A 26,580-nucleotide genomic window follows, 5' to 3' on the forward strand; every position below is an offset into this window, starting at 1 on the left:
GAGTGCTGAGTATGACTCAGCTCGGTCTGCCCGATTCCATCCAGGCCTGCCTCTTCGACCTCGACGGGGTCGTCACCAGGACGGCCGTCGTGCACGCGGCCGCCTGGAAGGAGACCTTCGACGCCTTCCTCAGCGACTACGAGGGCGAGCGGGGACGGCCGTTCGACCCGGTCGCCGACTACGACGAGTACGTCGACGGACGCCCGCGCGCCGACGGGGTCCGCGCCTTCCTGGAGTCGCGCGGCATCCACCTGCCCGAGGGCGGCCCCGACGATCCGCCGGACGCCGGCACCGTGCACGGCCTCGGCAACCGCAAGAACGTCCTGCTGCTGGACAAGATCCGCACCGGCGGCGTCGAGGCCTACGAGGGCACCCTGCGCTATCTGGAGGCGGTCCGCGCCGCGGGCCTGCGCACCGCGATCGTGTCCTCCAGCGCCAACTGCCGTGACGTGCTGCGGTCCGTGGGCGCCGAGCACTTCTTCGACGTGCGCATCGACGGGGTCGTCGCCGCCGAGCGGAAACTGCCGGGCAAGCCCCGCCCCGACACGTTCCTCGCCGCCGCCCGCGACCTGGGCGTCGAGGCGGACCGGGCGGCCGTCTTCGAGGACGCCCTGGCCGGCATGGACGCGGGCCGGGCGGGCGGCTTCGGCTACGTCGTCGGCGTCGACCGGACCGGACAGGGCGACGCGCTGTACGCGCACGGCGCGAGCGTCGTCGTCAAGGACCTCGCCGAGCTGGGAGGCAAGCGGTGATCACCCACCGGTCGTACACGGTCGAGCCGTGGGCCGTGCGCGAGACGGACCTGAACCTCGACGTCCTCGCGCAGAGCGAGTCGGTGTTCGCGCTGTCCAACGGGCACGTCGGCTGGCGCGGCAACTTGGACGAGGGCGAGCCCCACGGCCTGCCCGGCAGCTACCTCAACGGGGTGCACGAGCTGCACCCGCTGCCGTACGCCGAGGCAGGCTACGGCTATCCCGAGTCCGGGCAGACGGTCATCAACGTCACCAACGGCAAGGTGATCAGGCTGCTCGTCGACGACGAGCCGTTCGACCTGCGCTACGGCCGGCTGGTGCGGCACGAGCGGGTGCTGGACCTGCGCCGCGGGGTGCTGGAGCGCACCTGTGAGTGGACGTCCCCGGCCGGCTCCACGGTCCGGGTGCGCTCGACCCGGCTGGTGTCGCTGACCCAGCGGGCGGTCGCCGCGGTGGCGTACGAGGTGGAGGCGGTCGGCAGCCGCAGCCGGGTGGTGATCCAGTCGGAGCTGGTCGCCAACGAGCAGCTGCCCGGGGCGAACGGCGACCCGCGCGCGGCGATCGCCCTGCAGTCGCCGCTGGAGCAGGAGGACGGCTTCGCCTCCGGCGACCGGCTGCGCCTGGTGCACCGCACCCGGCGCAGCGGCCTGCGGGTGGCGGTGGCCGCCGACCACGTGGTCACCGGTCCCGAGCGCACCACGACCCGCAGCGAGGCCGACATCGACGTGGCCCGGCTGACCGTCACCTCCGTCCTGGAACCCGGCCAGACGCTCAGGGTGGAGAAGCTGGTCGCCCACGGCTGGTCCGGCGCCCGCTCGCTGCCCGCGATGGCCGACCAGGTGGACGCCGCCCTCGCCGCCGCCGCGCACGACGGCTGGCAGGGGCTGCTGGACGACCAGCGGGCCCACCTGGACGACTTCTGGGACCGCGCGGACGTCGAGGTGGACGGCGACGAGGAGATCCAGCAGGCCGTGCGGTTCGCGCTCTTCCACGTGCTGCAGGCCGGGGCGCGCGCCGAGCGGCGGGCGATACCCGCCAAGGGCCTCACCGGCTCCGGCTACGACGGGCACGCCTTCTGGGACACCGAGATGTTCGTGCTGCCCGTCCTCACCCACACCGCCCCCGAGGCCGTCGCCGAGGCGCTGCGCTGGCGGCACAGCACCTTGGACGAGGCCCGCGAGCGCGCCGCCCAACTCGGCCTCGGCGGGGCCGCGTTCCCCTGGCGGACCATCCAGGGCGCGGAGGGCTCGGCCTACTGGCCCGCCGGCACCGCGGCCTTCCATGTGAACGCCGGCATAGCCGACGCCGTCCTGCGCTACGTCGAGGCCACCGGCGACCTGGACTTCGAGCGCGAGGCGGGCGTGGAGCTGCTGGTGGAGACGGCCCGGCTGTGGCGCTCGCTGGGCCACCACGACCACCACGGCGTCTTCCACATCGACGGCGTCACCGGCCCCGACGAGTACAGCGCGGTCGCCGACGACAACACGTACACCAACCTGATGGCACGTCAGAACCTGCTGGCGGCGGCGGACTCCGTCGAGCGGCACGCACGCGAGGCGGAGCGCCTCGGTGTGGACGAGGAGGAGAGCGCGGCCTGGCGGGACGCGGCCGAGGCCATCCACATCCCGTACAACGAGGAACTCGGCGTGCACGAGCAGCACGCCGGCTTCACCCGCTACCAGCGCTGGGACTTCGCCGGCACCCGCCCCGACCAGTACCCGCTGCTGCTGAACTTCCCCTACTTCGACCTCTACCGCAAACAGGTCGTGAAGCAGGCCGACCTGGTGCTGGCGATGTACACCTGCGACGCCGCCTTCGACGAGGAGCAGGTCGCCCGCAACTTCGCCTACTACGAGCCGCTGACCGTGCGCGACTCCTCCCTGTCCGCCTGCGTCCAGGCCGTCGTCGCCGCCCAGGCCGGGCACCTGCGGCTCGCCTACGACTACACGGCCGAGGCGGCGCTGATGGACCTCGCGGACCTGGAGCACAACACCCGGGACGGGCTGCACATCGCCTCGCTGGCCGGCACGTGGATGGCGCTGGTCGCGGGGTTCGGCGGGATGCGCCGGGACGGCGAGGGCCTGCGGTTCGCGCCCCGCCTCCCGGAGCGGCTGCGCCGGGTGGCCTTCCACCTGCAGTACCGCACCCGCCGTCTGCGTGTGGAGATCGGCGCCGACAAGGCCACCTACACGCTCCTCGCCGGGCCCCCGCTCAGGCTCCGCCACCACGGGGAGGCGCTGACGGTCAGCACCGACGAGCCGGCCGTCCGCGCCGTGCCTCCGGTCCGTCCCCGCTCCGCCCCGGCGCAGCCCGCCCACCGGGCGCCGCACGCCCGCTGAGCCCCGGTCCGGCGGGCCCGGCCCGCCGGACTCAGCCGCCGTCCGCGACGAGCAGTTCGCGCAGCGCCCGTGCCTCGTCGGCGCTCAGACCGGTCACGAACCGCCGGAGCGCGCCGATCGGGTCCGGCCCCCGGTCCAGCGCCTCGTGCATGGCCTCGGCGGTCAGCTCCGCCGCGTCCTTCGCCGCCCGGTACGCGCCGCGGCGGCCGCCGGCGTCCCGCAGCACCAGGCCCTTGTCGTACAGGCGCTTGAGGATGGTGTGCACCGTGTTGTAGGCCAGCTCCCCGTCGACCGCCGCCTGCACCTCCGCCGGGGTCAGCGGCCGGCCGGCGGCCCACAGCGCGGCCAGTACCTCGTGCTCCAGCTCCCCGGCGCTGCGCCGCTCCGCCCGGTCGCGGGACCCTCTGCCAGCCATGGCCCAACCTTACAGCGCGTAGTGCCGTCGGCCGGACGGCCCGTCCGCCGGGCACGGTGCGGTGGTACGCGTTAGTTTGGCCGTGTTTTGCCCCAGGGAGAGGTGGCCATGGCCGACAGCGCACACGCGACCCGCGAGGCGGCCCGGCGCGCCCGGGCGCGCCGCGAGTCCGCCGGAACCCCGGGGACCCGGCCCGCCCGGCACCCCGGCCTCGCCCCGCCGCTCGCCGCCGTCGCCGTGGCCTTCAGCCTGGCCCAACTGCTGCTCGTCCGGCTCGGCATGGGCCTCGGCTGGGACGAGACGGTGTACGTCAGCCAGGTCTCCGGACACGCTCCCGCGGCCTTCTTCAGCGCGCCCCGCGCACGGGGCGTCTCCCTGCTCGTGGCGCCCGTGGCGGCCTGGTCCTCGTCCACCGCCCTGCTGCGGATCTACCTCGCCCTCCTGTCCGGCCTCGCGCTGTACCTGGCCCTGCGGACCTGGCGCGGCCTCTTCCCGGACCGCGTCCTCGCCCTGGCCGGCGTCCTGTTCGCCTCCCTGTGGGTGACCCTGTTCTACGGCCCCCAGGCCATGCCCAACTACTGGGTGGCCGTCGGCGCCCTCGCCGCCGTCGCCTGCTTCCTGCGGGCCCGGGCGGACCGCCGGGACCGGGCCGCGCTGTGGGGCCTGGCCGCGAGCGGCGCGCTGATGGCCTGGATGCGGCCCATGGACGCCGTGTGGGCCGCCCTGCCCCTGCTCGCGCTCGGCCTGCCGCGCCGCCGCTGGCGGTCCCTGCTGGCCCTCCTCGCGGGACTCGCCGCCGGGGCCCTCGAATGGGTGATCGAGGCGTACGCCGGCTACGGCGGGCTCGCCCGGCGCCTGGCGGACGGCTCGGCGATCCAGGGCGGCCTGGGGCTGCACATGGCCGTCGTCGACCAGCTCCGCAGTCTCGGCGGGCGGGCCCTGTGCCGGCCCTGCACGGGCGCGCTGCCCCACCCGCTGGTCACCGCCTGGTGGTTCGCGCTGCCCCTGGCCGCCGGGACCGGCCTGGCGATCGCGGTCCGGGCCCGGCGGCCCGCGCCCACGCTGCTGCCGCTCGCCTGCGCGGCGACGGCCGCCTTCCCCTACCTCTTCATGATCGGTTACGCCGCCCCCCGCTTCCTGCTCCCGGCGTACGCCCTGCTCGCCATCCCCGTCGCCGACGCGCTGCTCGGTCCGCTGACCTTGCGGCCGGGGACCCGGCGGACGGTGGCCGCGACCCTGGTGACCCTGGGCCTCGCCACCCACCTCGCCGTCCAGCTCGCCGTGCTCACCGCCGTGGTCAGCCGCACGACCGCCGCCCACCGCGACTGGTCCCGCACCGCCGCCGCCCTGCACCGGCTCGGCGTCCGCCCGCCCTGTCTGCTGACCGGACACGAGGCCATCCCGGTCGCGTACTACGCCGGCTGCTCCTCGGCGGCCACGGCCGGGCACAACGCGAACAGCACGGCCTCGGCGATCGCCCGCACCGCCCGCAGCACCCCCGTGGCCACCCTGGTGCCGGCCGGCTCCCGCCCACCCGGGTACGCCCGCGCCTGGCCCTCCGTCCCCCTCACCGGGCAGCGCCTCTACTACGCCGTGCCGACGGCCGGTCCCTGAACGCCGCCGCGCCCGGGCCCGCCGGACCGACGAGCGAGATTGAGTGCGCGACCTGCGGGAACGCGGACCGGGACCGAGCGCGTGCCGAGACGGAGGCGACGATGAGCGATCAGCAGGCAGGCGGGAACCCGATGGCGGACGACGCCTACCAGCCCACCGGGACCAACGAGGAGCAGGAGGACGCCGCGCCCCTGGACCTGCAGGACGCGGTGGACGAACGCGGCTACGACGACATCCTCGACGAGGGCTACTCGCCGCCCGAGCGGCCCCTGGGCGTCACCAAGTACGGCACCACCGCCGCCGAGCAGCACGAGGGCGAGACGCTCGACGAGCGGCTCCGCCAGGAGGTTCCGGACGTGGAGCCGCCGCCGGGCGACGCCACCGGCGACCTCCCCGACGGCGAGGGCGAGCCGGTCGACCCGGAGGTGGGCGACGCCCGGGCGGGCCGCCTGGTCGCCCCGGACGAGGGCGCCCACACCGACACCACCAAGGAGGAGGTCGCCTCCGACGTGGGGATCGACGGGGGAGCGGCCGGCGCGGAGGAGGCGGCCATGCACATCACCGAGGAACCGGGACGCTGAGACGCCCAGGGGAACGCGGCCCCGGCCGGCCCTCCGCGGCCGGCCGGGGCCGTCCGCGCCGCGAGCCGGTGACGCGGGCACGACTCGGCGCCGGGCGGGCGCGCCCCCTGACGAGGGCGTGCCCGCCCGGCGCCTCCCCGTTGGTGTCCTTACCGCTTCCCGGACCGCCCTGTCAGGGCAGCAGCTTCTCGATGGCCGACGGACCCTCGGTCTCCAGCTTGCGGCGCGCCCAGTCGAGGGTCGCCGGGGTGACGTCCCTGCCCGTCGCCATCACCAGGTCCTCCGGGGTCAGATCCCGCGAAGGAGCGGAGTGGAGCAGGGCGTCCGGGGTGCAGTGGTCGTCGGACGACCGGGACCCTTCGGGTGTGGATGTCGACATGATGCCTCCTCCTCGGTCCGGATGACCGCATCCGTGCCGGTGCCGCCGAACGGGGCACACTCTCACCATTCACCGCCGCGGCGGACCCTGCATCCGGAAGGGGCCGCACAGCGGCGTGAGGAGTGCGTGCCCAGCCCGCGCCGAGTCACTCGCCCGTAAGCTGGAAATCCGCCCATACCCTGGAAAACAGCAGCGTCCCGCACTGGGGAGGCCTCCACGATGGCCGAGATGCCCTTCCAGCAGGAGTCGTCCCGAAGCCCCCGCTACCTGCCGATCGCCGAGCACGGTCTCATCGGCGACCTGCGCAGTGTCGCGCTGGTCGGCGCCAACGGCACGATCGACTGGTACTGCTCACCGTCCTTCGACTCCCCGAGCGTCTTCGCGTCCATCCTGGACGCCGAGCGCGGCGGCAGCTTCGAACTGGCCGCCGCGGTACCGGGCCGGACCAAGCAGTTCTACTTCCCCGACACCAACGTGCTGATCACCCGCTTCTTCACCGAGGACGGCGCCGGCGAGGTGCAGGACTTCATGCCGGTCACCGGGGACGGGCACGCCACCGAGTCGGCCCGGCACCGGCTGATCCGGCGCGTGGTGTGCGTGCGCGGCACCGTCCCCTTCCGGGCCAGGGTCGCGCCCCGCTTCGACTACGGCGCCCAACCGCACACCGTGCGCCGGGTGAACGGCCTGCTCTTCTTCGAGTCCGCCGAGCGGGCCCTGGCGCTCACCTCCACCGTCGCCATGGAGTGCGACGGCCGGGACGCCTGGGCCGACTTCAAGCTCGGCGAGGGCGAGACCGCGGTGTTCGCGCTGGACCTGGCCGGCGAGGAGGTGCCGCCGCGCGGCTGCCCCCACATGGAGGCCGAGCACGAGTTCAACGCCACCGTCGCCTACTGGCGGCGCTGGCTGCACCAGTCCCGCTACCGGGGCCGCTGGCGCGAGATGGTCCACCGCTCCGCGCTCACCCTCAAGCTCCTCACCTACGCCCCCACCGGCGCCATCGTCGCCGCGCCCACCACCAGCCTGCCCGAGCAGCTCGGCGGAGAGCGCAACTGGGACTACCGCTACGTGTGGGTGCGCGACGCCGCCTTCGCCGTCTACGCGCTGCTGCGGCTCGGCTTCACCGGCGAGGCCGAGGCGTTCATGCGCTTCCTGACCACGCACATCAGCCCCGGCTGCGGCGACCACTCCGGACCGCTGCAGATCATGTACGGCATCGACGGCCGCACCGAACTGCCCGAACGCGAACTCACCTACCTGGAGGGCCATCTCGGCTCCGCCCCGGTCCGGATCGGCAACGCCGCCGCCGACCAGCTCCAGCTCGACATCTACGGCGCCCTGATCGACTCCATCTACCTCTACGACAAGTGGGCCCAGCCCATCTCCAGCGGCCAGTGGGACGACGTGTGCCACCTCGTGGACTGGGTGTGCGACCACTGGGACCAGCCCGACGAGGGCGTGTGGGAGACCCGGGGCGGCCGCCGCAACTTCCTGTACTCGCGGCTGATGTGCTGGGTCGCGGTGGAACGGGCCATCCGCCTCGCCAACCGGCGCGGACTCCCCGCCGACCTGCCCCGCTGGCGCCGGTCCCGCGACACCATCTACCGGTGGATCATGGACCGCGGCTGGTCCGAGCGGCGCGGCGCCTTCGTCCAGCACGAGGACAGCGAGGTGCTCGACGCGGCCGTGCTGATGATGCCGCTCGCCAAGTTCATCGCCCCCACCGACCCCAAGTGGCTGTCCACCCTGGACGCCCTCACCGAGGACCTGGTCTCCGACTCCCTCGTCTACCGCTACGACCCGCAGGCCAGCCCCGACGGACTCCGCGGCGACGAGGGCACCTTCTCCATCTGCTCGTTCTGGTACGTCGAGGCCATGGTCCGGGCCGGACGGCTCGACGAGGCCCGCCTCGCCTTCGAGAAGATGCTCACCTACGCCAACCACCTCGGTCTGTACGCGGAGGAGATCGGCCGCACCGGCGAGCAGCAGGGCAACTTCCCGCAGGCCTTCACCCATCTGTCCCTGATCAGCGCCGCCTTCAACCTCGACCGCGCCCTCGGCTGAGCGACCCGGCCGGCGCGCGTACGGGCGGCGCGGGATGCCGTGTGCGCGTGGGCCGCACGGGTACCCGGGGGTCTCCGACAGGCAAGGGACACAGGGTCCGCGCAAGGAGGAGACCCCGTATGACCAGCACCAGTGAGACCGGCGACGTCACCGGGACCCGTGACAAGGACTACAACCTCATCTGGTACGTCGAGGCGTGCCTGAGCAACGCCCTGCGCCTGGAGCAGTACATCCAGGACGCCGACCGCGAGAAGGACAACGAGGTCGTGGAGCTGTTCCGCAAGGCCCAGTCGGACAGCCGCAAGGGCGCCGAAATGGGCAAGCAGCTGCTGCGCTCGCGGCTCGGCGGCTGACCGGGCCCCCGCCGGGTCCGCGCCGCACCCGCCCCGCGTGCCCGGCGGACGCACTGGCCGGGACCGGCCCGGCCGTCAGGGCAGGGGCTGCTCCGCCCAGATGATCTTTCCGTTGGGGGTGTACCGCGTGCCCCAGCGCTCGGCGAGCTGCGCGACCAGGAAGAGCCCCCGGCCGCCCTCGTCGGTGCTCGCGGCGTAGCGCAGGTGCGGGGAGGTCGTGCTGCCGTCGGACACCTCGCAGATCAGCGTCCGCTCGCGCAGCAGCCGTACCCCGATCGGGCCGCGCCCGTAGCGGATGGCGTTGGTCACCAGCTCGCTGAGGATCAGCTCCGTGGTGAACGACAGCTCCTCGAGCCCCCACTCCCCGAGCCGCCTGACCACCGACGCCCGCACCTCGCCGACGGCCGCCGGATCGGAGGGCACCTGCCACTCGGCGACCCGGTCCGCGCCGAGCACCCGGGTGCGCGCCACGATCAGCGCCACGTCGTCGCTGGGCCGGGCCGGAAGGCGGTCCAGCACGGTCCGGCAGGTGTCCTCGGGCGAGGCGCCGGGCGCCCGGCGCAGCGCGTCGCGCAGCAGTTCGAGACCGACGTCGATGTCCCGGTCCCGGTCCTCCACCAGGCCGTCGGTGTAGAGGACCAGACTGCTGCCCTCCGGCAGCTCCAGGTCGACCGTCTCGAACGGCAGTCCGCCCAGCCCCAGCGGGGGACCCGCGGGCACCTCCGGGAACTCCACCTCGCCGTCCGGGCGCACCAGCACCGGCGGCGGGTGCCCGGCCCGGGCGACGGTGCAGCGCCGGGACACCGGGTCGTACACCGCGTACAGACAGGTCGCGCCGGTGACCGCGGCGCCGTCGGCCGGGGTCTCGTCCTGGTCGATGCGGCCCACCAGCTCGTCCAGCAGGCCGAGCAGCTCGTCGGGCGGCAGGTCGAGCGCGGAGAAGTTGTGCACCGCCGTGCGCAGCCGGCCCATCGTCGCCGCCGCGTGCAGCCCGTGCCCCACCACGTCGCCCACCACCAGGGCCACCCGGGCGCCGGACAGCGGCAGCACGTCGAACCAGTCGCCGCCGACCCCGGCCTGCGCCGGCAGATAGCGGTAGGCGATCTCCAGGGCGCCCTGCTCGGGCAGGGAGCGCGGCAGCAGGCTGCGCTGGAGGGCCACCGCCATGCTGTGCTCGCGGGTGTAGCGGCGGGCGTTGTCGATGGACACGGCGGCCCGCGCCACCAGTTCCTCGGCGAGAGCCAGCTCCTCCGTGTCGAACGGCTGCGGCTTCTCCGAACGCCAGAAGTTGGCCAGGCCCAGGACCAGGGTGCCCGCCCGCAGCGGCACGGTGATCAGCGAGTGGATCCCGTACCGCAGGATGCGGCCGGTGCGCTCGGCGTCCTGCGCCAGCCAGCCGGGCGCCTCGCGGAGCACCGGCTCCACCACGGCCTGCCCCGTCGTCAGGCTCCGGGCCTGCGGAGACGTCGACACGAACCGGATGCGCTCACCCAGCGGATACAGCGGGGCGTCCTTGCGCAGGCCGCTGAACGCCGCCCGGCGCAGCGCGGTCCCCGGCTTCGGTTCCTCGCCCTTCAGCACCGCGTCGAACAGGTCCACGGTGACGAAGTCCGCGAACCGGGGCACGGCCACCTCGGCCAGCTCCTCCGCCGTCCGGACCACGTCCAGGCTGGTGCCGATGCCCACCCCGGCGTCGTACAGCATGTTCAGCCGCTCGCGCGCCACCTCCGCACGGCCGGACAGGGCGCGCAGCTCGGTGGAGTCGCGGAGCGTGGTGACGCTGCCCGGGGGCCCGCCGCGCAGGTCGGTGGGGCGCTGGTTGATGGCCAGCAGACGGTCCTTGACCAGGTGCACCTCGTCGGTCGCGACCCGCCCGGAGGCCAGCAGCCCGGCCGTCTCGTCGTCCAGCCCCAGCTCCAGCACGTGCCGCTGTTCGGCGTCCTCGGGCAGGTCCAGCAGCCGCTGCGCCTCGTCGTTGGCGAGCAGCAGCCGGCCGCCGCCGCCGACGATGAGGACGCCCTCCCGGACGGAGTGCAGCACCGCGTCGTGGTGCTCGTACATCCGGGTCATCTCGTACGGGCCGAGGCCGTGGGTCTGGCGCAGCAGCCGTCTGCTGACCAGGGCGGTGCCCGCGGTGGCCAGCGCGAGCGCCGCCGCGGCCGCCGCGAGCAGCAGGGGGAGCTGCTGGTCGGCGGTACCGCCAACGTGCGCGGTGGTGATCCCGGCCGAGACCAGGCCCACCACCTTGCCGGACTTGTCCTTCACCGGCACCACGACCTGCACCAGCGGGCCGATCGTCCCGTTGACCTCCTCGACGACCGTGCCGCCCGCCACGGCGGGGGCGATCGTCCCGACGAAGGTCTTGCCGATCCGGTCGGCATTGGGATGGGTGTACCGCTTGCCGTCGGTCGACATGACGACGACGAAGTCCACACCGGTCGCCTTGCGGGTGGCCTCGGCGCGCGGCTGCAGGACGGCCGTCGGGTCCGGGGCGCGCAGCGCGGCGGCCGTGCCGGGCGCGTTGGCGAACGACTCGGCGACGGCGAGCGAGCGGTTGCGGGCCTCCTGGTCGCTGTCGTGCCGCACCTGGAGCACCTGCGCCACCACGGCCGACACGACCAGCAGCAGCACGATCACCACCTGCAGCAGGAACACCTGTCCGGCGACGCTGCGTCCGGTCACCGCCGACCGCAGCACGCCCGGCGGCGCGCCGTCGGCGCCCGGCGCCTGCCGCTCCGGTGCGCGCGGACGCCCGAACGATCGGGGCGGCCGAGTCTCGGGCCGGCCGGGCAGTCGGACCATGAGCCCATGTCTACACTGCGCGGCCCCGGGTGGCGAGAGCGTCGGCCGAGGCGACTGCCGTCGCCCCCGGCCACGTGCCCGGGCCACCGTGCAGGTTGCCCGGGCGGCTTCCGGGGGCGTGCACGGGCGCCTGGTTCGGCGTGCCGGCCGTGCGCTCGTCGCTTGCAGCCGCCGGTGGCTGCCTCCCGAACGCCGCCGGGCGGACGACGCGGCGGAAGTGCGCCACCCGGGCGGCTCCCCCATAAGGCAGGGGACCGGCCTGGGGCGGGGCCGGGTCAGGACTCCTTGGTCTTCGGGGGCAGGACGTGGCCGGAACGCGGCCCGGTGCCGTCCGGCAGGACGCGGCCGGCCCGCATGCTGCGCAGGGCGAGGAGCAGGACGGCGATGTCGTCCAGGTAGACCGGGTCGGGCAGCAGATCGGTGGGCAGGACCAGGTACGCGACCGCGCCCCAGAACACCCACCGCGGTCCCGTGGGCAGCCCGGCGCGCCGCAGGTCGCGCCGGGCGCGTACCAGGCGCACCAGCAGGCCGACGGCGACGGCGAGCAGCACCGCGGCGACGACGGCGCCGATCACCAGCCAGGTCGCGGTGGAATCCATGCGGCCTCCAGTCCCTCGTGTCGGACGGGGCGGGCCGGTGCGGCCCCGTTCAGTTCCCCTTCTCTTCCCTCTGCCCGGTCCCGGCCGCCGTACCGCCCCGCCCGCCGGCCACTACCGCCGCGCCGGCGCCGTCGACGCTAGCGGCACCGGGGGCTGCGGGCAGCGCGGGGCGTTCGGGAAGCGCGGTGACGCCGGGAGCCTCCGCCGCTTCGGACGGGCCGTCCGCGGCCGGCGCCGTCCGCGGGGCCTTGGCGGTGAACCGCAGTCGTTCGAAGGTCCGCGTCAGCTGCTGGAGCGCGGCGGGCGTCCGGGCGCCGGACCGCTGCTGCTGGGGCAGCGCGGCCGGGGCGGGCGCGTCGCGGAGGGCGGCCAGCGCCTGGTGGGCCTGCTCGGCGGCCTCCCGGTACAGGTCCCGGGACCTCGTCATCGCCTCCAGCGCGTCGGCGTACATGGCGACCAGCTCCCGCTGCCGGTCCAGCTCCTCCTGGAGCGTCGTCAGGGTCCAGTTCTCGCGCAGGTCCGCCAGCGCCTCCCCGAGGCCACGGGGCAGGGGGCGGGGGAGGGCCGTGAAGTGGCGCAGCGCCGCCACGAGCCCGGCCGGCTCGGAGCCGTCCAGGAAGACGGTGCGCACGCTGTGCTCACGGCTGTCGTAGTCGGCGGGCGCCGGGTCAGGCGGCAGCAGCACGGCACCGCCGCGCGGCACCTCGACGCCGAGGTCCTTCAGCGCCCAGTTGACGGCGCGGAACTGCTGGGGCGTGGCCCGGTGCTCCAGCACGCGGTGCCGGAGGCCGGGCGGCAGCAGCCGGGTCAACGGCAGCCGGCCCTCCGCGTTGGGGGTCATCGCCTCGTGCACGACGACGTGCGCGCACCAGGAGTCGCGGGCCGCGTCCTTCAGCCGGCGCCGGGTCTCCTTGTCGTCGTCGGGCAGCGGGTTGACCTCGCGGAAGCGCAGGCCCGGGACGGTGGGGTGGTGGTCCCAGTCGCCGTCGGCGCCCTCCGCGGCTCCGGCCTCGGGCCAGAACAGGGTCGCGGGGGAGGGCCATGTCTCGTCCCACGGACGCTCCGCCTCGGCGACGAGCGTCCACTCCTGCCCCTCGGGGCGGGCGGCCCGCGGTACGAGGGTGAGCCGGGCCCGCACGGTCACGGCGCCGCCGGCCCGCCAGCGGGCCTCGAAGATCCGTCCGGGGGATTCGTCGAGCACGGGCGGCTCGGCGAAGTCGTCGATGTCCCCGCTCTCCTTGCGGCGTCCGAGGGTGCGGCGGACGACGTCCTCGGCGGCGGGGCCGGGGTGGCGGCCGCGGGCCGCCCAGAGGGTCGGCGGGATGGTGGCGTGGTCGGCGGCGGAGTTCGACATGGGCCAATCTGCTGATGGGGGCAGGTGCGGTACCCAGTATCACCGCCGGAGGCCGGAACCCGGCGACGGGGCCCTGTGCGGCGCGCCGCGCCACCGGTGACAGCGGTGCGGGCGCGTCGGGGAAGCGCCCGCCGTGGTGCGCCCGCGCGCCCCGGCGTGCGGGTCACGCTCCCGCGCACGGGTCGCGCGCCGGCAGCCCGGGACGCATACCAGTCACGCGGAACGCGCCGGTGACCGTGACGCGCGCCGGTCACCCGAGGGATGCGCCGATCACCCGGGGTGTGCGCCGCACACGTGGGACGACCGCCGTTCACACGTCCCCCGGGCTGTGGCGACAAGCCCAGAATGGGCGGTCGGACGGGGCCCGCCCACCCATCCGCTAGGGGCGGGCCCCGTCCACCGGCGAGGAGTTACGCGCCGCTCTCCCGCAGCATGTCCTCACGCTCGACGAGCTTCACGCGCGCACGGCCCTGCGGCTCGCCCAGCGCGCGCTCGGCGGCGTCCAGCTTGTACCAGCCCTCCCAGGTGGTGAAGCGGACCTCGCGCTCGGCGAGGAAGGCGTCCACGGCCTCCGGCGCCGGCGAGGCGGGGGTGTGCAGGCGGCCGTTCGCGTGGTCGTCGAGCAGGTTGGCCACGGTCTCGTTGGCGTCGCCCTTGGTGTGGCCGATGAGGCCGATGGGGCCGCGCCGGATCCATCCGGTGACGTACGTCGACTGCAGGTGGCCGCCGCTCTCCTCCAGGACCCGGCCGCCCCGGTCCGGGACGGTGCCGGAGTCCAGGTCCCAGGGGAGCTTGGGCAGCTTGTCGGAGAGGTAGCCGACGGCGCGGTACACGGCGCTGACGTCCCAGTCCTTGAACTCGCCGGTGCCCTTGACGTTGCCGGTGCCGTCCAGGGCGGTGCGCTCGGTGCGCAGGCCGACGACCCTGCCGTCCTCGCCGAGGATCTCGGCGGGGGACTCGAAGAAGTGCAGGAACAGCTTGTGCGGCCGGTCGCCGGCGTCGCGGATCGCCCAGTTCTCCAGGGTCTTGGCGACCATGTCGGCCTGCTTGTTGCCGCGCCGGGTCTCGATGGAGCCCGCGTCGTAGTCGATGTCCTCGGGGTCGACGATGACCTCGATGTTCGGGGAGTGGTCCAGCTCGCGCAGCTCCATCGGGCTGAACTTCGCCTGCGCCGGGCCGCGGCGGCCGAAGACGTGGATCTCCTTGGCCCGGTTCGCCTTCAGACCGTCGTACACGTTCGGCGGGATCTCGGTGGGCAGCAGCTCGTCGGCCGTCTTGGCGAGGACGCGGGCCACGTCGAGCGCCACGTTGCCGACGCCGAGCACGGCGACCTTCTCGGCCTCCAGCGGCCAGGTGCGCGGCACGTCCGGGTGGCCGTCGTACCAGGAGACGAAGTCCGCGGCGCCGTAGGAGCCGTCCAGCTCGACGCCGGGTATGGACAGCTCGCGGTCGGCTGTGGCGCCGGTCGAGAAAATCACCGCGTCGTAGAAGGCGCGGAGGTCGTCCAGGCTGATGTCGGTGGGGTAGTCGACGTTGCCGAAGAGGCGGATCTGCGGCTTGTCGAGCACCTGGTGCAGGGCGGTGATGATGCCCTTGATGCGCGGGTGGTCGGGCGCCACGCCGTAGCGGATCAGGCCGAACGGGGCGGGCATCCGCTCGAAGAGGTCGATGGAGACACCGGGCTCGGCGGCCACCTCGGACTTGAGCAGGGCGTCGGCGGCGTAGATCCCGGCCGGGCCGGCTCCGACGATGGCTACCCGCAGGGGGCGCGGCATGATCAGTTCCCTTCGAGCGTGAACATTCGAGCCTGAACAGGAGACTCGCTCGATCGGGAAGCCTAAGCTAAGGCAGCCCTAAGTTAGTACTCGGGTCCGGTCTATGACCTCATAAGCGGATCTTATGAGGCTTCAAGGAGCCGCTTATGCCCCGCCCCGGGCCCGCCCCTGGGCGTACGTGCGGCGGGTTCAGGCCGGCCGGACGATCCGGTGGATCGCGGACTCCCCGGCGCCGTAGACCGACTCCTCGCGGATGGTGGATCCGGGGCCCGGCGCATGGATCATCATGCCGTCGCCGATGTGCAGGCCCACGTGCCGGTCGTCGTCGAAGAAGAGCACGAGGTCGCCCGGTTCCAGTCCGGCGAGGGTGACCGGGACGCCGGCCAGGGCCTGCTCGTGCGCGGCGCGCGGCAGGGTGACCCCGGCGGCCTGCCAAGCGGCCCGGGTGAGGCTGGAGCAGTCGTAGGACTCCGGTCCGGTGGCGCCCCATACGCAGGGCTTGCCTAGCTGCGCCCGGGCGAACGCGATGGCCCTGGCGGCGCGTGTCGTGTCGGCCGCGACGGGGGCGGGGGGCGGCGTGAAGGAGCCGGTGTCGCCGAGGGCGGGGGGCGGCGTGAAGGAGCCGGTGTCGCCGAGGGCGGGCTGCGGAAACTCGGTGAGGGCGGCCTGCGGGAACGTCCCGGTGTCCGTGCGGGCGCCGGTCACGGGCAGCGCGAAGGAGCCCGTGCCTCCGAGGGGGTCGTAGAGGTCGGGGAGCGCTGCCGGGGCGGGCGCGTCCGGGACGGCCGTGGTGCCGGGCGCCGTCCACCCTGGCTGCTCCCACTGTCCGGTGGGCGGCTGGAAGGGCGTCGAGGGCGACTGGAACGGTATGGAGGGGGAGGGGAGCCGGGCGGCGTGCCGGGTCAGCAGGTCGCGGGCCGCGATGAGTTTGCGGAGGTGGCTCGTCTTGGCGTCGGCGGGGGAGGGGTGCGGGGGCACGGTCCCGGAAACGGGCAGTTCCCTCGGTGCCGGTGCCGGTGCCGGTGCCGGTGCCGGTGCCGGGGCGGTGGCGGTCTGCGGTGCGGGGAGGGCGGCGACGGGCAGTACGGCCGTCTCCACGTGGACGAGGCCGCTCGTCTCCGGTGCGCCGAAGGGGGCCGGTTCGGCCGCACCCCATGCGGCCGGCGGGAGTGCCGTCGGAGTGGACAACTCGGTTGGTGCGGGGAGGAGTTCGGCGTTGCGCACGGCCGGCAGCTCCGGGCGGACGCCCGTCGGGCCGGACGTGCCCGCCTCCAGGGCGGCCCGGGGCCGGCCGTCCGGCGCGGCGGAGGGGCCGGCCGTCAGCTCGGCGACCGCGCGGCCGGCGGAGCCGGGAGCCAGTTCGGGCAGCGCGACACTCGGGGCGTCCCGGTCGCCGCTGCCCCCGCGGTCCCAGGAACGGGCCGTGGCGGACGGAAGTTCGGGCAGGCGGTCTGCGGGGAGCACCGCCGGGACCGTCGGGCCGAGGTTGGCCCGCACCGCGTCGAACCACTGCCGGGCCACGGCGTCGAGACCCGGGTCCGGCCGCGGTCCGTACCTCTTGGACAGCGCGACCCCCCGGTTCCGGCCGGCCGCCGACCTGGCCCGGGTCGCGTTGAAGTTCCCGGTCGCGTTCTCGGCGTGTTCGTAGAGGAAGTCGATCCGCTGCCGAACCTCGTCGCGGCCCTCCGGCACCATGGAAGACGTGCTCCTTCCTTGCCCCGCGGGGCAGTTGGGCCGGTCCCGGGGTCGGTCGAGCCCCGGCCCCGTGACACCGCGGCGCGTTCGCCTGCGGCCCGGCGGCCTGGCGGTCAACCTAGCCAACTTGTGTGCTCGGTGTGAAGGTTGCAGGGCGTAATGTCCGATACGTATTTGTGATGTTCGCGGCGCTGTCCGAGTGGGAAGGTTTCTCGCCTTTTTGCATGGCCCTGCCACCCGCCGGGTGTTGCCGTACGCTGCCGCCGCCGGTGTGACCACGGTTTCCTGTGAGATCCCGGTGAATCACCGATCCGGTTGAACGCTGTGGGTCCGCCCTCCGTATGGGATGCGGGAACTCCATGCCCGACCGACCGCTCCACCCAAGGGGACCACCGTGGTACGCAACAGGCGCAGACGCCCGACCGGCGCACGACGCGCGACCTTCGCAGCAGTCGCCCTGATGCTGGGCGGGGGCGGCCTCGCCGCCGTCAACGTCTACGCCTCGGCCACGGAGGGCGGTTGGGGCGGCGGGTCCGGCCAGGACGCCACCGGGCAGGTGAGGTCCGCCGGTATGGCCACGATCGACTGCCCGGACGTGGGGAGCCGCCTGACCTCGGTCCCGGACGGCGCCCGGGCCGACGTCGACCGCGAACTCGCCCAGCTGGACCAGCAGACGGCCGGCGCCTACCGGCAACTCCAGGCGTCCGCGGAGGAGATCAACCGGAATCCGGACGCCGTCGACGGCTCCATCATGAACCCCCTGAAGGAGAAGCGGGCGGCGACGATCGAGCGCATCGCGGTCGCCATCGACCGGGTCGGTGACCGGCCGGAGGGGCTGGAGTCCCTGGCGGCCTGCACCCTGCGCCCCGGCCAGGACGGCGGCGCCGACGGCGCCGGCCAGGCCACCGCCTCGCCCAGCGCGGGCGGTCAGCAGGAGGGCGGACAGGGGCAGGGCGGCGCCGGGCAGGCGGGCACCGGCCAGGGCGGCAACGGGCCCGTCGCCTCGGACTACGCGGACATCACCGCTGTACAGCCGAACGCGCCGAAGCCGCCGCAGGGGGACGGCGCCTCCAGCGGCACCTTCACCACCGAGTGCGGTGTCAACGCGAACGGCCTGTTCAACTCCGACAACGTCATCGTGGCCCCCGGCGTCTCCAACGGCGCCCACCACTTCCACGACTACGTGGGCAACCAGTCCAACACCGCCTTCGCCAGCGACGACGACCTGGCCAAGGCCGACACGAGCTGCGTGGACAAGGGCGACAGGTCGACGTACTACTGGCCGGTGGTGCGTCTGCAGAACGGCAAGCAGGAGCGGGACGCCGGTGCGCCCGGCGGCGGCACGGAGGGCAACGCGGGCCAGATCGTCACGCCCAAGGACGTCACGCTGACCTTCGTCGGCAGCCCCCAGGGCAAGGTGACCGCCATGCCGCGGCTGCTGCGCATCATCACCGGTGACGCCAAGGCGTTCGTCAACGGACCCGCCAACGCCAACGCCTCCTGGAGCTGCACCGGGTTCGAGGACCGGCAGCTCAAGGACAAGTACCCGCTGTGCCCGTCCGGCAGCGACGTCGTGCGCACCTTCCGCTTCCAGAGCTGCTGGGACGGCCGCAACATCGACAGCGCCAACCACCGTACGCACGTGGCGTTCGCGACGCCCGACGGCGCCTGCCCCGCCGGCTTCCAGGCGATCCCGCAACTGGTGCAGCGCATCGTCTACGACGTCAAGGCGCCCAGCCTGAACGACGGCGGGCGGACGGTGCCGCTGTTCGCCGTGGACTCCTTCCCGGAGCAGCTGCACAAGCCGGTCACCGACCACGGCGACTTCATCAACGTCTTCGACGAGGGCCTGATGCGCGAGATGGTCGACTGCATCAACTCCGGCCGCACCTGCGGTCCGCGCGGCGGCGACGACTCCGGCGCCACCGCTGCCCCGAGCCAGAGCCAGAGCCCCGGCGACGGTGCGACGGACGCTCCGGGCGACGGCGCCTCCGACGTGCCCGGCACGGGTGCCACGGCCACGGCCGCACCGGCCTCCTCCGCCCCGGCCGAGGAGCCCAGGACCGACGCGACGACCGCACCGGCGAACACCACCAAGCACAGCAAGCCGGCCAAGGACGGCAAGCGCACCGAGCCGCCCACCGACGACAAGCGGACCGAGCCGGCCGCCGGCGGTCAGAAAAGCGAGGACCCCGCTGCGTCCGGCGGCACCGGCGAAGCCGGCACGGCCACCCGGACCGCGCCCGCGGCGGACGGAGGCAACGGCGACCAGTCCCCGGCAGCCGTCCAGTCCCCGGACGCGCAGTCCCGGGCCGCGCAGTCCCAGGTTCCGGTCGCCCAGACGGAGCCGCAGGCGGCCGGGCAGGGCGGGCTCGCCGAGACCGGGGCGAACCTGTGGCCCGCGGGCATCGGGATCCTGCTGGCGCTGGGTGGTCTGTTCATGCTGATCAAGGCCAAGCGACTGACCCACTGATCATCTCCTGACGCGACCCAAGGACGGCGGCCCACCCCTGACGGGTGCGGCCGCCGTCGTGTCGCACGAGGGTCCGGCGAAGGGCTTGTGGGAGCGCTCCCATCGGCGGGAGGATGCCCCCATGCCGACCGACGCCCCGAGCCCGTTCGTCCGCCCCTACCGCCCCGCCGACCATGACGCGGTGGCCGACACCTGCGTCCGCACCGCGCACAACGGCGGCGATTCCCGGGACCTGTATCCCGACCTCCGGCTCATGCCGGCGCTCTTCGCCGAGCCCTACTGCCACTTCGACCCGGACCTCGCCTTCGTCCTGGACGACGGCGCGGGCCGGGCCGTGGGGTACGTGGTCGGCACGGCGGACACCGAGCGCTTCGTGACGGACTTCCGGCGCACCTGGATCCCCCGGATGGCCGGCCGCTACCCGGCCCCGACGGCGCCACCGCGCACGCCGAGCGAGGAGATGATCGGGCTCCTGCACCGCCCGGAGCGCATGCTCGTCCCCGAACTCGCCGCGTACCCCGCCCACTTGCACATCGACCTGCTGCCGGCATGGCAGCGGCGCGGTCACGGCCGCCGGTTGATGGGCGCGCTGCTCAACGCCCTGTCCCAGCAGGGGGTTCCGGCCGTGCATCTCGGCATGGTCACCGTCAACACCGCCGCCCGCGCCTTCTACGACCGGGTCGGCTTCCATGAGATCCCGGTGCGCGACCCCGGCCCGCTCACCTATCTGGGCCGGTCCACGACGGACGGTTGAACCGGACCGTCGGACGGCCGGCCGGCCGGGTCGTGAGCCGGCCGGGCCGTCAGCGAACTCGCAGGGTCCGCTTGGCCAGTTCGTAGGCGGGCCGCATCTCCTCGTGCTCCTCGGTGTCCATGCCGCCGAGGTGCAGCACCACCGGCCCGTCCGGCGTGCCGACCGCGAGCGCGGTCTCCTTCTTGGTCTCCTCGAGGAGCTTGCTCGTGTAGAGGTACTCCACCTCGACGCCGGCCGCGCCGTCGGCCGTCCGGAAGGAGTGGTACTTCTCCCCGCTGACGTTGTCCTCGGCCGCCACGAACTCCCGCAGCGCCGTACGTGCGTCGGCGTCGCCCGGTTTGCCGGTCCACACCCGCAGGAAGCCGATGTTGCCGGCCGGCTTGGCGTCGATCTCGCAGGCCGCCGCGACCGGCCCCTGGCGCAGGAAGGCGTCGGCGAGGTCGCCCGACAGGCCGCCGTCCGAGCCCTTGGACGCCTTCGACGTCTCCGCCTCGGCGTCGATGCCCTTGGCCTTCCAGTCCTCGGCGATGTCGAAGCTGACGGGCAGTTCGCACGCCGAGCCGGCGGCGCCGATCGTGCCTCCGCTCACCGCGCCCGCGGCCGTCGTCCCGGCCGACGCCGCCGCCTTCGGTGACGAACCGGACTGGTCCTCGCCGTCCGTGGACGACTCCGCGCACCCGCTCAGCATCGCCGCCAGAAGTGCCGCTCCGGCCGTCAGGCCTACTGCTCCGCCCCGCACGATCCCCACCTTGACCTGCACCTTCTTCTCCCCAGAGGTCCGGCGGGCCACTGTAGCCGAGGGGGCGGCGGCGTCGTGCGGAATATCGGCGCGAGACCCTCGCTGACAGGTCGTCTCATTACCCAACCGTGACCTTCCGTGGGCTACCGCCGGTAACTTACTCGAAAGTAAGGTCCATCCACCCACTTCGGTACCCCCTGCCCCACCACTCGGGAGGTCCGCCATGCCCGCACAGACCCGTCTCCCGGCGCTCGCCGTCGCCGTCGCCGCCTGCCTGGGCGCACAGACCGCCGCCGCACTCCCCGCCACCGCCTCGGACACCGTCGTGTCCCGGGGCGTCACCATCCCCGCGTTCTACGACCCGCCCGCCACCCTGCCCGCCGCCGACGGCGCGCTCGTCCGCAGCGAGCACCTCCCGCTCGCCCTGAGCCTGCCCGGACTCGACGGCCCCCTGCCCGGCCGGGCCACCCGGCTGATGTACAAGTCGACGGACTCCAACGGGAGTCCGGTCGCCGTGACCGGCGCCTACATCGAGCCGGCGGCCGCCTGGAAACACGGCGGATCGCGCCCCCTGGTCGCCGTCGCGCCCGGCACCATGGGGCAGGGCGACCAGTGTGCCGCCTCGCTCGGTCTGGAACACCCGCTGCGCGTCAACGTTCGGACGCTGTCGGTCGGTTACGAGGACCTGGCGATCTACCGCCTGCTCGCCAGGGGCGTCGCCGTCGTGGTCACCGACTACGCCGGCCTGGGCGCCACCGACCGGCTGCACACCTACGTCAACCGCCTGGACGGCGGGCACGCCGTGCTGGACGCCGTGCGCGCCGCCCGGAACCTGCCGGGCACGTCCGTGACGGCCGCCTCACCGGTCGGCCTGTACGGCTACAGCCAGGGCGGCGGCGCCACCGCCTCCGCCGCCGAACTCCAGCCGTCCTACGCCCCGGACGTCACCCTGGCCGGCACCTACTCCGGTGCGCCGCCCGCCGACCTGACCGCCACCACCAAGGCCATCGACGGCAGCGACCTGGCCGGCGCCCTGGGCTGGGCCGTCAACGGCTTCCTGCAGGCCGACCCCGCCCTGCGGCCGATCGCCGACGAACACCTCGACGCGGCCGGCAAGAGGGCGCTCACCGATCTGTCGACCATGTGCGTCGGAGACGCGATCCTCTCCTACAACTCCGCGCACAGCACGGCCTGGACGACCGACGGCTCCTCTCTCGGCGATGTCATCGAGGCCGAGCCGGCTCTGCGGGACTTCCTCGACCGGCAGCGCATCGGGCGGGCGAAGCCGGCGAGCCCGGTCCGGGTGGCGACCGGCGTCAACGACGACCTCGTCCCGCACGCCCAGGCCCGCACGCTCGCCGTCGACTGGTGCCGAAAGGGCGCCTCCGTCACCTACGCGCCGGTCGTGGTGCCGCCGTTGGGCCGCTCCCTGCTCAACCACTTCACCCCGCTGATCACCGACCAGGGCAGCGCCATCGGCTGGCTGACAGACCGCCTCTCCGGCAAGCCGGCGCGCTCCACCTGCTGGTCGCTGCCCGTCCAGCCCTGACCGCGGCCGGCGCGCTCAGCCGGAAGCGCGCCGGCAGTGCAGGAACAGGTGCGGCTCGGGTACGGCGCCGGGATGTGCCGGGGCGAACACGGCGTGCTCCTCGGCCAGTACGGTCAGGCCCGCCCCGGTCGCGAGCGCGGCGAAGTCCCCGGCGGCGAAGCTGGTCACCCGTACCGGCTGCCCCATGAACCGCCCCTCGACCGCCTCCAGGTCGAGGGGCACGGTGGCCAGCGCGGCGTAGCCGCCGGGCCGCAGCGCCCGCACCAGCCGCGTCACCACGGCCGACTGCTCGGCGCGGGACATCTGCAGCAGGGAGAAGTACACGCACACCGCGTCGAACGCGTCGTTTTCGAGCGGCAGTTCACGGATGTCGCCGAGCCGGAAGACGGCCCCCGGAACCTGCCGGGAGGCGAGGTCGACCATGACCGGGGAGACGTCGACGCCGAGTACCTCGTGCCCCGCGTCGCTGAGCGTCCGCGCGGTCGGCAGCCCCGTTCCGCTGCCCACGTCGAGGATCCTGCTGCCCGGATCCAGCCGGTCCAGCAGCCACCGCAGGGAGTCGCGGTGCGCCTCGGAGGCGGCGAACGCCTTCTCGTAGTCGAGACCCAGCGCGTCGAACAGCACGGCTGCCGGCGCCCGGTGGTCGTCCTCGGCCAAGACGGCTCCTTCCGTCGTCCCCTGCGGGTGCCCGGCATCGTCGCACCCCCGGCCCGCACCCCACAACGCCGCGCGCCGGGCCCGGTTTGCGGGGCACGGCCCGGGCAGGGCAGGGTTCGGGGCGTGCCCACCCTGTTGATCGTGCATCACACCCCGTCGCCCAACTGCCAGGCGCTGTTCGAGGCCGTCGTCGCCGGCGCGACCGCACCGGAGATCGAGGGCGTGCGCGTCGTGCGGCGGGCGGCGCTGTCCGCCACCGCCGGCGACGTCCTCGGGGCCGACGGCTACCTCCTCGGCACCCCGGCCAACCTCGGCTACATGTCCGGCGCCCTGAAGCACTTCTTCGACCAGATCTACTACCCGTGCCTGGACGAGACCCGGGGCCGGCCGTTCGGCTACTACGTGCACGGCGGCAACGACGTCACGGGCGCCGTCCGCGCCGTCGAGTCGGTCACCACCGGCCTCGGCTGGCGCCGTGCCGCCGAGGCGGTGACCGTCACCGGCGCACCCGGCAAGGCCGACGTCGAGGCCTGCTGGGAGCTGGGCGCCACGGTAGCCGCGGGGCTCATGGACGACGCCTGACGACGCCGGCGCACCTGCCGGGCCGCCCCGCCCGCCGATCGGCCGTTCGGGTGCCCCGGCGACCGGCCTTGTCGCCGTCACGCCTGGTCAGGGCGGGGCCGCCCGGTGGGCGAAGGTGCGGGCGCGGTGTCCCTCGCCCACGATGGGACCGCGGCCGGACTCACGGGTCCGGCCGCGCACGCACGTAGTCGAGCCGAGGGAGCGTCGGATGCGAGCGGACGGCCACGCCCCCGGCCAGCCGGACGAGCAGGACGCCGGGGAACTGCTCCGCCGGTGCGCGCAGGACGTCCTGGACGTCGCCGAGGGCATCGGCGCGGTCTCCGCGCGGACCGGCGCCGCGCTGCTCGACCCCCGGCTCGCCGGCCCGGCACACCGCCGGCCGCACACCGCCCTCGCGGCCCGCTGGGCGCTGCTGCGCGCCCTGACCGGCGGGCGCGGCCTGGGCCGCCCGGCGGTCCCGCTCCCGAAGGGCCCGGCGGCCCCGCTCCCGACGGGCCCGACGGCCCCGCTCCCGACGGGCCCGACGGCCCCGCTGCCGAAGGATCCGGCCCGGCTGCCCGGCCGGGCGGGCCTGCCCGCGTGGGTGGCGGTCACCGCCCTGCGGCTGAGGGCCGCCGCCGTGCTGGCCGGTCACCCCGAGTTCGCCCGCGACCCCGGTATGCGGAGGCTGGCGGACGCCCTCGCGACCGACCGCGACCCGGCCGCCGTACGCTCCCTGCGCGCCCTGTTCCGGGACCCGGGAGCACAGCGCGCCCTGTCCGGACTCACCCCCCTGATGGCCGAACTCGCGGCCGTACGAAGGCTGCTGGAGGGGAGCGGCCGGCCCGACGGGGCCGGCTGGGCACTCGCACCCGGACCGCCCGACGGGCAGCCGGCCGGCGGTCCCTTACCCCCGGCCGAGGCCGGGGACGGGGGCGAGGCGGCCGCCGAGGCCGCCGACCTCACCGAGCGGGAGCGGCAGGACATCGCCACCGAGGGATCCTTCCTGGGCTTCCTGCGCAACATCAGGGCGCTGTCCGCCGACGGGCGCATACTGGTGCAGAACGTGCGCGGACCCGACGGCGTCGTCCGCTACGTCCTCCAGGTCCCCGGCGCCTCGCCCGGCCGGCCCCGGGACGACGGCCCGCGCGACTTCGCCGACGCCTGGCACGATCTCTTCGCGGCCGACTCGCCCCACACCCGCTCGATCCGGCTCGCCCTCGCGGACTACGGCATACCGCGCGGTGCGGACCTCGCCCTGATCGGGCACGGCGAGGGCGGCACCGCGCTGCTGAACCTCGCCCGGGATCCGGACTTCTGCCGGGCCTACCGGGTCACCCACGTCGTGACCGTCGGCTCCCCGGCCGCCGTCCGCCGGACCGCCGACCCCCGCACCTGGGTCGCCGCCATCACCGACCAGCACGACATGGTGCCCGACCCCGGCGGCCGGCACGCCGGCCCCGCCTCGGACCCGCACCCCAACCGGTACGAGCTGCACTACCCCGGCCCCGACGGCCCGTACCCGCTGCGCCACACGGTCCGTGACTACATCGAGCACCTCCGGTCCGTGGTGCCCCAAGCCCGCGAGATCGTCGACGACGCGCTGACGCCCTACCGTGGCCCGGTCGTGCGGACCCGGGCCTACCGGCTCCGCGACCGTGCCCACCCGCCCGAGGGCCACCCCTTCCTCACCCTGCCGACCGCCTCCGTCCCCACCGCGGCCGGCCCGGTGGACGTGCCGGTGCGCTACTACGACTCCTCCGCCGCCCACCTGTGCTACCTCGTCGACGCCGAGGCCGCGCAGGGCCTGCTGCCCGCCGGCGCCCGGACGGCGCCGAGCCGGCTGGGCGGCCGGGCGCTGGCGGTGCTGTCGCTGTACGAACACCGCTGCTCGACCATCGGGCCCTACACGGAGGTCGCCCTGACGGTGCCGGTGGCCGACCTGTGGCGGCCGCGCCCGTACGACATCGCCGCCGACCTGCTGCGCCGCGCCGACCTGCGCCGCACCGGCCGGCACGTCCTCTCGCTCGCCGTGAGCAGCGAGGAGGCCCGGTGCGTCGCCCGGGAGATCTGGGGCCAGCCCGCCACCCTCGGCTCGGCCGTGGCCGACCTGATGGACCACCGCCTCCGGTTCGCCGCCATGGAGAGCGGTCTCGTGGTGTCCGGCCGCCTCGGCCCGGGCGTCCGCTGCCCGGAGGCCGACTGGGTGCTGTACGGCCGGCGCGACGAGAGCACGGTCCGCACCCTGGTCCGCGCGCACGGCGCGTCCCGGCTGCACGCCGGCGCCCGGGTGCGGCTGCGCCTGGACACCGCGGCGGCCGAACCCATGGCCGGGCAGCTGCGCCGGCTCGGGATCGACGCGGCCCGGCCGCTCTTCGTCCTGCACAATCCGCGGTTCACGGCCCACCGCAGCGCCGGCGCCGTCCTGCCGCACTGAACCGAACGCACCGATCCATGAGTTGGGAGCCTCCGTGGTCACCGAGCTGCTGCCCCGCACCATGCCGTCACCCGTCGGACTCCTCGACCGGGCGATCGCGTTGCGCGCCGACGCCGATCTGCTGGACGGCTACGCCCGGCGACTGCTGGCCATCGCCGAGGCGCTGACCGGCACCGCGGCGCCCGAGCGGAGCCGCGTCGACCTGGAACGCCAGGCGGCCGCGTGCCGCGCGTCGGCACGGCGGCTGCGCGCCGCCGCCCGGGCGCTGCTCGCGCACCGGCGGGCGACCGCGACCGCCCGGAGCGGAACGCCGGCCCGGGCCGGCCGGACCGTCCTGTGGACGGAGCCGGGCGAGGGCAGGGGTGCGCGGGGATGACCGTCCGGCAGCACGTGCGCGTCAGCGGCCGCGTCCAGGGCGTCTTCTACCGCGACACCTGCCGCCGGCTCGCGGAGGAGCGAGGCGTGGCCGGGTGGGTGCGCAACCTGCACGACGGAGACGTGGAGGCCGTGTTCGAGGGGGCGCCCGACGACGTCGCCCACCTCGCCCGCTGGGCGGCGCAGGGTCCGCCGGCGGCCGCGGTGACGCACTGCACGGGCACCGCCGAGGAGCCCGAGGGGCTGTCCGGCTTCCGCGTACTGCCCGACGCGGCGCCCGGCGACGGCCCCCACGCGGGCTAGCGCGGCGGGAAAG

Annotated in this window: 22 protein-coding genes; 13 read left to right on the forward strand and 9 right to left on the reverse strand. The window is 74.7% G+C overall.

The annotated features are described in order from the left end of the window. Positions 1 to 11: 11 nt before the first annotated feature. Both ACFYU0_RS05555 and ACFYU0_RS05560 read left to right on the forward strand, forming a co-directional pair. Positions 12 to 752 carry a beta-phosphoglucomutase family hydrolase gene (locus ACFYU0_RS05555; protein WP_351673191.1) on the forward strand — a complete coding sequence of 247 codons (741 nt, stop codon included), beginning with the start codon at positions 12 to 14 and terminating at the stop codon, positions 750 to 752. Continuing rightward, the gene (locus ACFYU0_RS05560; protein WP_351673189.1) at positions 749 to 3,091 is read left to right on the forward strand and encodes a glycosyl hydrolase family 65 protein; all 2,343 of its coding nucleotides are present in this window, start codon (positions 749 to 751) and stop codon (positions 3,089 to 3,091) included. Before ACFYU0_RS05555 ends, ACFYU0_RS05560 begins: the two co-directional genes overlap by 4 nt. A gap of 31 nt (positions 3,092 to 3,122) precedes the next feature. Here ACFYU0_RS05560 and ACFYU0_RS05565 read toward each other — a convergent pair whose 3' ends face one another. Continuing rightward, a complete protein-coding gene (locus tag ACFYU0_RS05565; RefSeq protein ID WP_351673187.1) occupies positions 3,123 to 3,506 on the reverse strand; it encodes a BlaI/MecI/CopY family transcriptional regulator in 384 nt (127 codons plus the stop codon). 108 nt (positions 3,507 to 3,614) lie between these two features. Between ACFYU0_RS05565 and ACFYU0_RS05570 the strand changes: the two genes are divergently transcribed. Both ACFYU0_RS05570 and ACFYU0_RS05575 read left to right on the forward strand, forming a co-directional pair. After that, positions 3,615 to 5,120, forward strand: coding sequence for a hypothetical protein (locus ACFYU0_RS05570; protein WP_389298033.1), 1,506 nt, complete (start codon positions 3,615 to 3,617; stop codon positions 5,118 to 5,120). A gap of 101 nt (positions 5,121 to 5,221) precedes the next feature. Next, a complete protein-coding gene (locus tag ACFYU0_RS05575; protein WP_389298034.1) occupies positions 5,222 to 5,701 on the forward strand; it encodes a DUF5709 domain-containing protein in 480 nt (159 codons plus the stop codon). 172 nt (positions 5,702 to 5,873) lie between these two features. Here the strand turns inward: ACFYU0_RS05575 and ACFYU0_RS05580 are convergent, their stop codons facing one another. Continuing rightward, positions 5,874 to 6,080 carry a hypothetical protein gene (locus ACFYU0_RS05580; RefSeq protein WP_351666221.1) on the reverse strand — a complete coding sequence of 69 codons (207 nt, stop codon included), beginning with the start codon at positions 6,078 to 6,080 and terminating at the stop codon, positions 5,874 to 5,876. Positions 6,081 to 6,299: 219 nt separating this feature from the next. Between ACFYU0_RS05580 and ACFYU0_RS05585 the strand changes: the two genes are divergently transcribed. Together ACFYU0_RS05585 and ACFYU0_RS05590 are read left to right on the forward strand one after the other, a co-directional pair. Then, positions 6,300 to 8,141 (forward strand): glycoside hydrolase family 15 protein, encoded by a 1,842-nt coding sequence (locus ACFYU0_RS05585; protein WP_351666223.1) that lies wholly within the window; start codon positions 6,300 to 6,302, stop codon positions 8,139 to 8,141. A 119-nt stretch (positions 8,142 to 8,260) separates the two neighbouring features. Then, positions 8,261 to 8,494, forward strand: a complete 234-nt coding sequence (locus tag ACFYU0_RS05590) for a hypothetical protein (protein ID WP_351666225.1) — start codon at positions 8,261 to 8,263, stop codon at positions 8,492 to 8,494. A 75-nt stretch (positions 8,495 to 8,569) separates the two neighbouring features. Here the strand turns inward: ACFYU0_RS05590 and ACFYU0_RS05595 are convergent, their stop codons facing one another. The 5 genes from ACFYU0_RS05595 to ACFYU0_RS05615 form a co-directional block, all read right to left on the reverse strand. Beyond that, the gene (locus tag ACFYU0_RS05595) at positions 8,570 to 11,296 is read right to left on the reverse strand and encodes a SpoIIE family protein phosphatase (protein ID WP_389298035.1); all 2,727 of its coding nucleotides are present in this window, start codon (positions 11,294 to 11,296) and stop codon (positions 8,570 to 8,572) included. Between the two features lie 275 nt (positions 11,297 to 11,571). Continuing rightward, positions 11,572 to 11,895, reverse strand: coding sequence for a YkvA family protein (locus ACFYU0_RS05600; RefSeq protein ID WP_351666229.1), 324 nt, complete (start codon positions 11,893 to 11,895; stop codon positions 11,572 to 11,574). Positions 11,896 to 11,944: 49 nt separating this feature from the next. Beyond that, positions 11,945 to 13,249, reverse strand: a complete 1,305-nt coding sequence (locus ACFYU0_RS05605; protein WP_389298037.1) for a hypothetical protein — start codon at positions 13,247 to 13,249, stop codon at positions 11,945 to 11,947. 410 nt (positions 13,250 to 13,659) lie between these two features. After that, positions 13,660 to 15,024, reverse strand: coding sequence for an FAD-dependent oxidoreductase (locus tag ACFYU0_RS05610; RefSeq protein ID WP_389298039.1), 1,365 nt, complete (start codon positions 15,022 to 15,024; stop codon positions 13,660 to 13,662). 189 nt (positions 15,025 to 15,213) lie between these two features. Continuing rightward, positions 15,214 to 16,719, reverse strand: a complete 1,506-nt coding sequence (locus ACFYU0_RS05615; protein ID WP_389298041.1) for an NlpC/P60 family protein — start codon at positions 16,717 to 16,719, stop codon at positions 15,214 to 15,216. A gap of 460 nt (positions 16,720 to 17,179) precedes the next feature. Here ACFYU0_RS05615 and ACFYU0_RS05620 point away from each other — a divergent pair, with 460 nt between their 5' ends. Together ACFYU0_RS05620 and ACFYU0_RS05625 are read left to right on the forward strand one after the other, a co-directional pair. Further along, positions 17,180 to 19,192: a DUF1996 domain-containing protein gene (locus ACFYU0_RS05620; protein WP_389298883.1), complete on the forward strand. Its 2,013-nt coding sequence runs from the start codon at positions 17,180 to 17,182 to the stop codon at positions 19,190 to 19,192. Positions 19,193 to 19,313: 121 nt separating this feature from the next. Further along, positions 19,314 to 19,946: a GNAT family N-acetyltransferase gene (locus ACFYU0_RS05625; RefSeq protein ID WP_351666237.1), complete on the forward strand. Its 633-nt coding sequence runs from the start codon at positions 19,314 to 19,316 to the stop codon at positions 19,944 to 19,946. A gap of 49 nt (positions 19,947 to 19,995) precedes the next feature. Here the strand turns inward: ACFYU0_RS05625 and ACFYU0_RS05630 are convergent, their stop codons facing one another. Then, a complete protein-coding gene (locus ACFYU0_RS05630; RefSeq protein WP_389298042.1) occupies positions 19,996 to 20,706 on the reverse strand; it encodes a lipoprotein in 711 nt (236 codons plus the stop codon). Between the two features lie 202 nt (positions 20,707 to 20,908). Between ACFYU0_RS05630 and ACFYU0_RS05635 the strand changes: the two genes are divergently transcribed. After that, a complete protein-coding gene (locus ACFYU0_RS05635) occupies positions 20,909 to 22,234 on the forward strand; it encodes a lipase family protein (RefSeq protein ID WP_389298044.1) in 1,326 nt (441 codons plus the stop codon). Between the two features lie 15 nt (positions 22,235 to 22,249). On the opposite strand, the gene ACFYU0_RS05640 is transcribed toward ACFYU0_RS05635, so the two are convergent. Continuing rightward, positions 22,250 to 22,891 carry a class I SAM-dependent methyltransferase gene (locus ACFYU0_RS05640; protein WP_389298046.1) on the reverse strand — a complete coding sequence of 214 codons (642 nt, stop codon included), beginning with the start codon at positions 22,889 to 22,891 and terminating at the stop codon, positions 22,250 to 22,252. A 123-nt stretch (positions 22,892 to 23,014) separates the two neighbouring features. Between ACFYU0_RS05640 and ACFYU0_RS05645 the strand changes: the two genes are divergently transcribed. The 4 genes from ACFYU0_RS05645 to ACFYU0_RS05660 all read left to right on the forward strand — a co-directional run bounded on the left by ACFYU0_RS05645 (position 23,015) and on the right by ACFYU0_RS05660 (position 26,567). Continuing rightward, positions 23,015 to 23,473 carry a flavodoxin family protein gene (locus ACFYU0_RS05645; protein WP_389298048.1) on the forward strand — a complete coding sequence of 153 codons (459 nt, stop codon included), beginning with the start codon at positions 23,015 to 23,017 and terminating at the stop codon, positions 23,471 to 23,473. A gap of 208 nt (positions 23,474 to 23,681) precedes the next feature. Then, entirely contained in the window at positions 23,682 to 25,889 is a 2,208-nt protein-coding gene (locus ACFYU0_RS05650) for an acetoacetate decarboxylase family protein (protein ID WP_389298050.1), read from the forward strand. A 34-nt stretch (positions 25,890 to 25,923) separates the two neighbouring features. Next, positions 25,924 to 26,265, forward strand: a complete 342-nt coding sequence (locus tag ACFYU0_RS05655; protein ID WP_389298052.1) for a hypothetical protein — start codon at positions 25,924 to 25,926, stop codon at positions 26,263 to 26,265. Next, positions 26,262 to 26,567, forward strand: a complete 306-nt coding sequence (locus ACFYU0_RS05660; protein WP_351666249.1) for an acylphosphatase — start codon at positions 26,262 to 26,264, stop codon at positions 26,565 to 26,567. Before ACFYU0_RS05655 ends, ACFYU0_RS05660 begins: the two co-directional genes overlap by 4 nt. Positions 26,568 to 26,580 lie beyond the last annotated feature (13 nt).

This window comes from Streptomyces sp. NPDC003720, from assembly GCF_042875075.1.
In the GTDB taxonomy this organism is placed as follows: domain Bacteria; phylum Actinomycetota; class Actinomycetes; order Streptomycetales; family Streptomycetaceae; genus Streptomyces.

Bases quoted from the DNA above. Each gene is read 5' to 3' on its own strand.
- ACFYU0_RS05565 (WP_351673187.1), bottom strand. From the start codon at position 3,506: ATGGCTGGCAGAGGGTCCCGCGACCGGGCGGAGCGGCGCAGCGCCGGG.
- ACFYU0_RS05590 (WP_351666225.1), top strand. From the start codon at position 8,261: ATGACCAGCACCAGTGAGACCGGCGACGTCACCGGGACCCGTGACAAG.
- ACFYU0_RS05615 (WP_389298041.1), bottom strand. From the start codon at position 16,719: ATGGTGCCGGAGGGCCGCGACGAGGTTCGGCAGCGGATCGACTTCCTC.
- ACFYU0_RS05555 (WP_351673191.1), top strand. From the start codon at position 12: ATGACTCAGCTCGGTCTGCCCGATTCCATCCAGGCCTGCCTCTTCGAC.
- ACFYU0_RS05620 (WP_389298883.1), top strand. From the start codon at position 17,180: ATGCTGGGCGGGGGCGGCCTCGCCGCCGTCAACGTCTACGCCTCGGCC.
- ACFYU0_RS05570 (WP_389298033.1), top strand. From the start codon at position 3,615: ATGGCCGACAGCGCACACGCGACCCGCGAGGCGGCCCGGCGCGCCCGG.
- ACFYU0_RS05580 (WP_351666221.1), bottom strand. From the start codon at position 6,080: ATGTCGACATCCACACCCGAAGGGTCCCGGTCGTCCGACGACCACTGC.
- ACFYU0_RS05575 (WP_389298034.1), top strand. From the start codon at position 5,222: ATGAGCGATCAGCAGGCAGGCGGGAACCCGATGGCGGACGACGCCTAC.
- ACFYU0_RS05635 (WP_389298044.1), top strand. From the start codon at position 20,909: ATGCCCGCACAGACCCGTCTCCCGGCGCTCGCCGTCGCCGTCGCCGCC.
- ACFYU0_RS05650 (WP_389298050.1), top strand. From the start codon at position 23,682: ATGCGAGCGGACGGCCACGCCCCCGGCCAGCCGGACGAGCAGGACGCC.
- ACFYU0_RS05610 (WP_389298039.1), bottom strand. From the start codon at position 15,024: ATGCCGCGCCCCCTGCGGGTAGCCATCGTCGGAGCCGGCCCGGCCGGG.
- ACFYU0_RS05625 (WP_351666237.1), top strand. From the start codon at position 19,314: ATGCCGACCGACGCCCCGAGCCCGTTCGTCCGCCCCTACCGCCCCGCC.
- ACFYU0_RS05600 (WP_351666229.1), bottom strand. From the start codon at position 11,895: ATGGATTCCACCGCGACCTGGCTGGTGATCGGCGCCGTCGTCGCCGCG.
- ACFYU0_RS05585 (WP_351666223.1), top strand. From the start codon at position 6,300: ATGGCCGAGATGCCCTTCCAGCAGGAGTCGTCCCGAAGCCCCCGCTAC.
- ACFYU0_RS05595 (WP_389298035.1), bottom strand. From the start codon at position 11,296: ATGGTCCGACTGCCCGGCCGGCCCGAGACTCGGCCGCCCCGATCGTTC.
- ACFYU0_RS05605 (WP_389298037.1), bottom strand. From the start codon at position 13,249: ATGTCGAACTCCGCCGCCGACCACGCCACCATCCCGCCGACCCTCTGG.
- ACFYU0_RS05660 (WP_351666249.1), top strand. From the start codon at position 26,262: ATGACCGTCCGGCAGCACGTGCGCGTCAGCGGCCGCGTCCAGGGCGTC.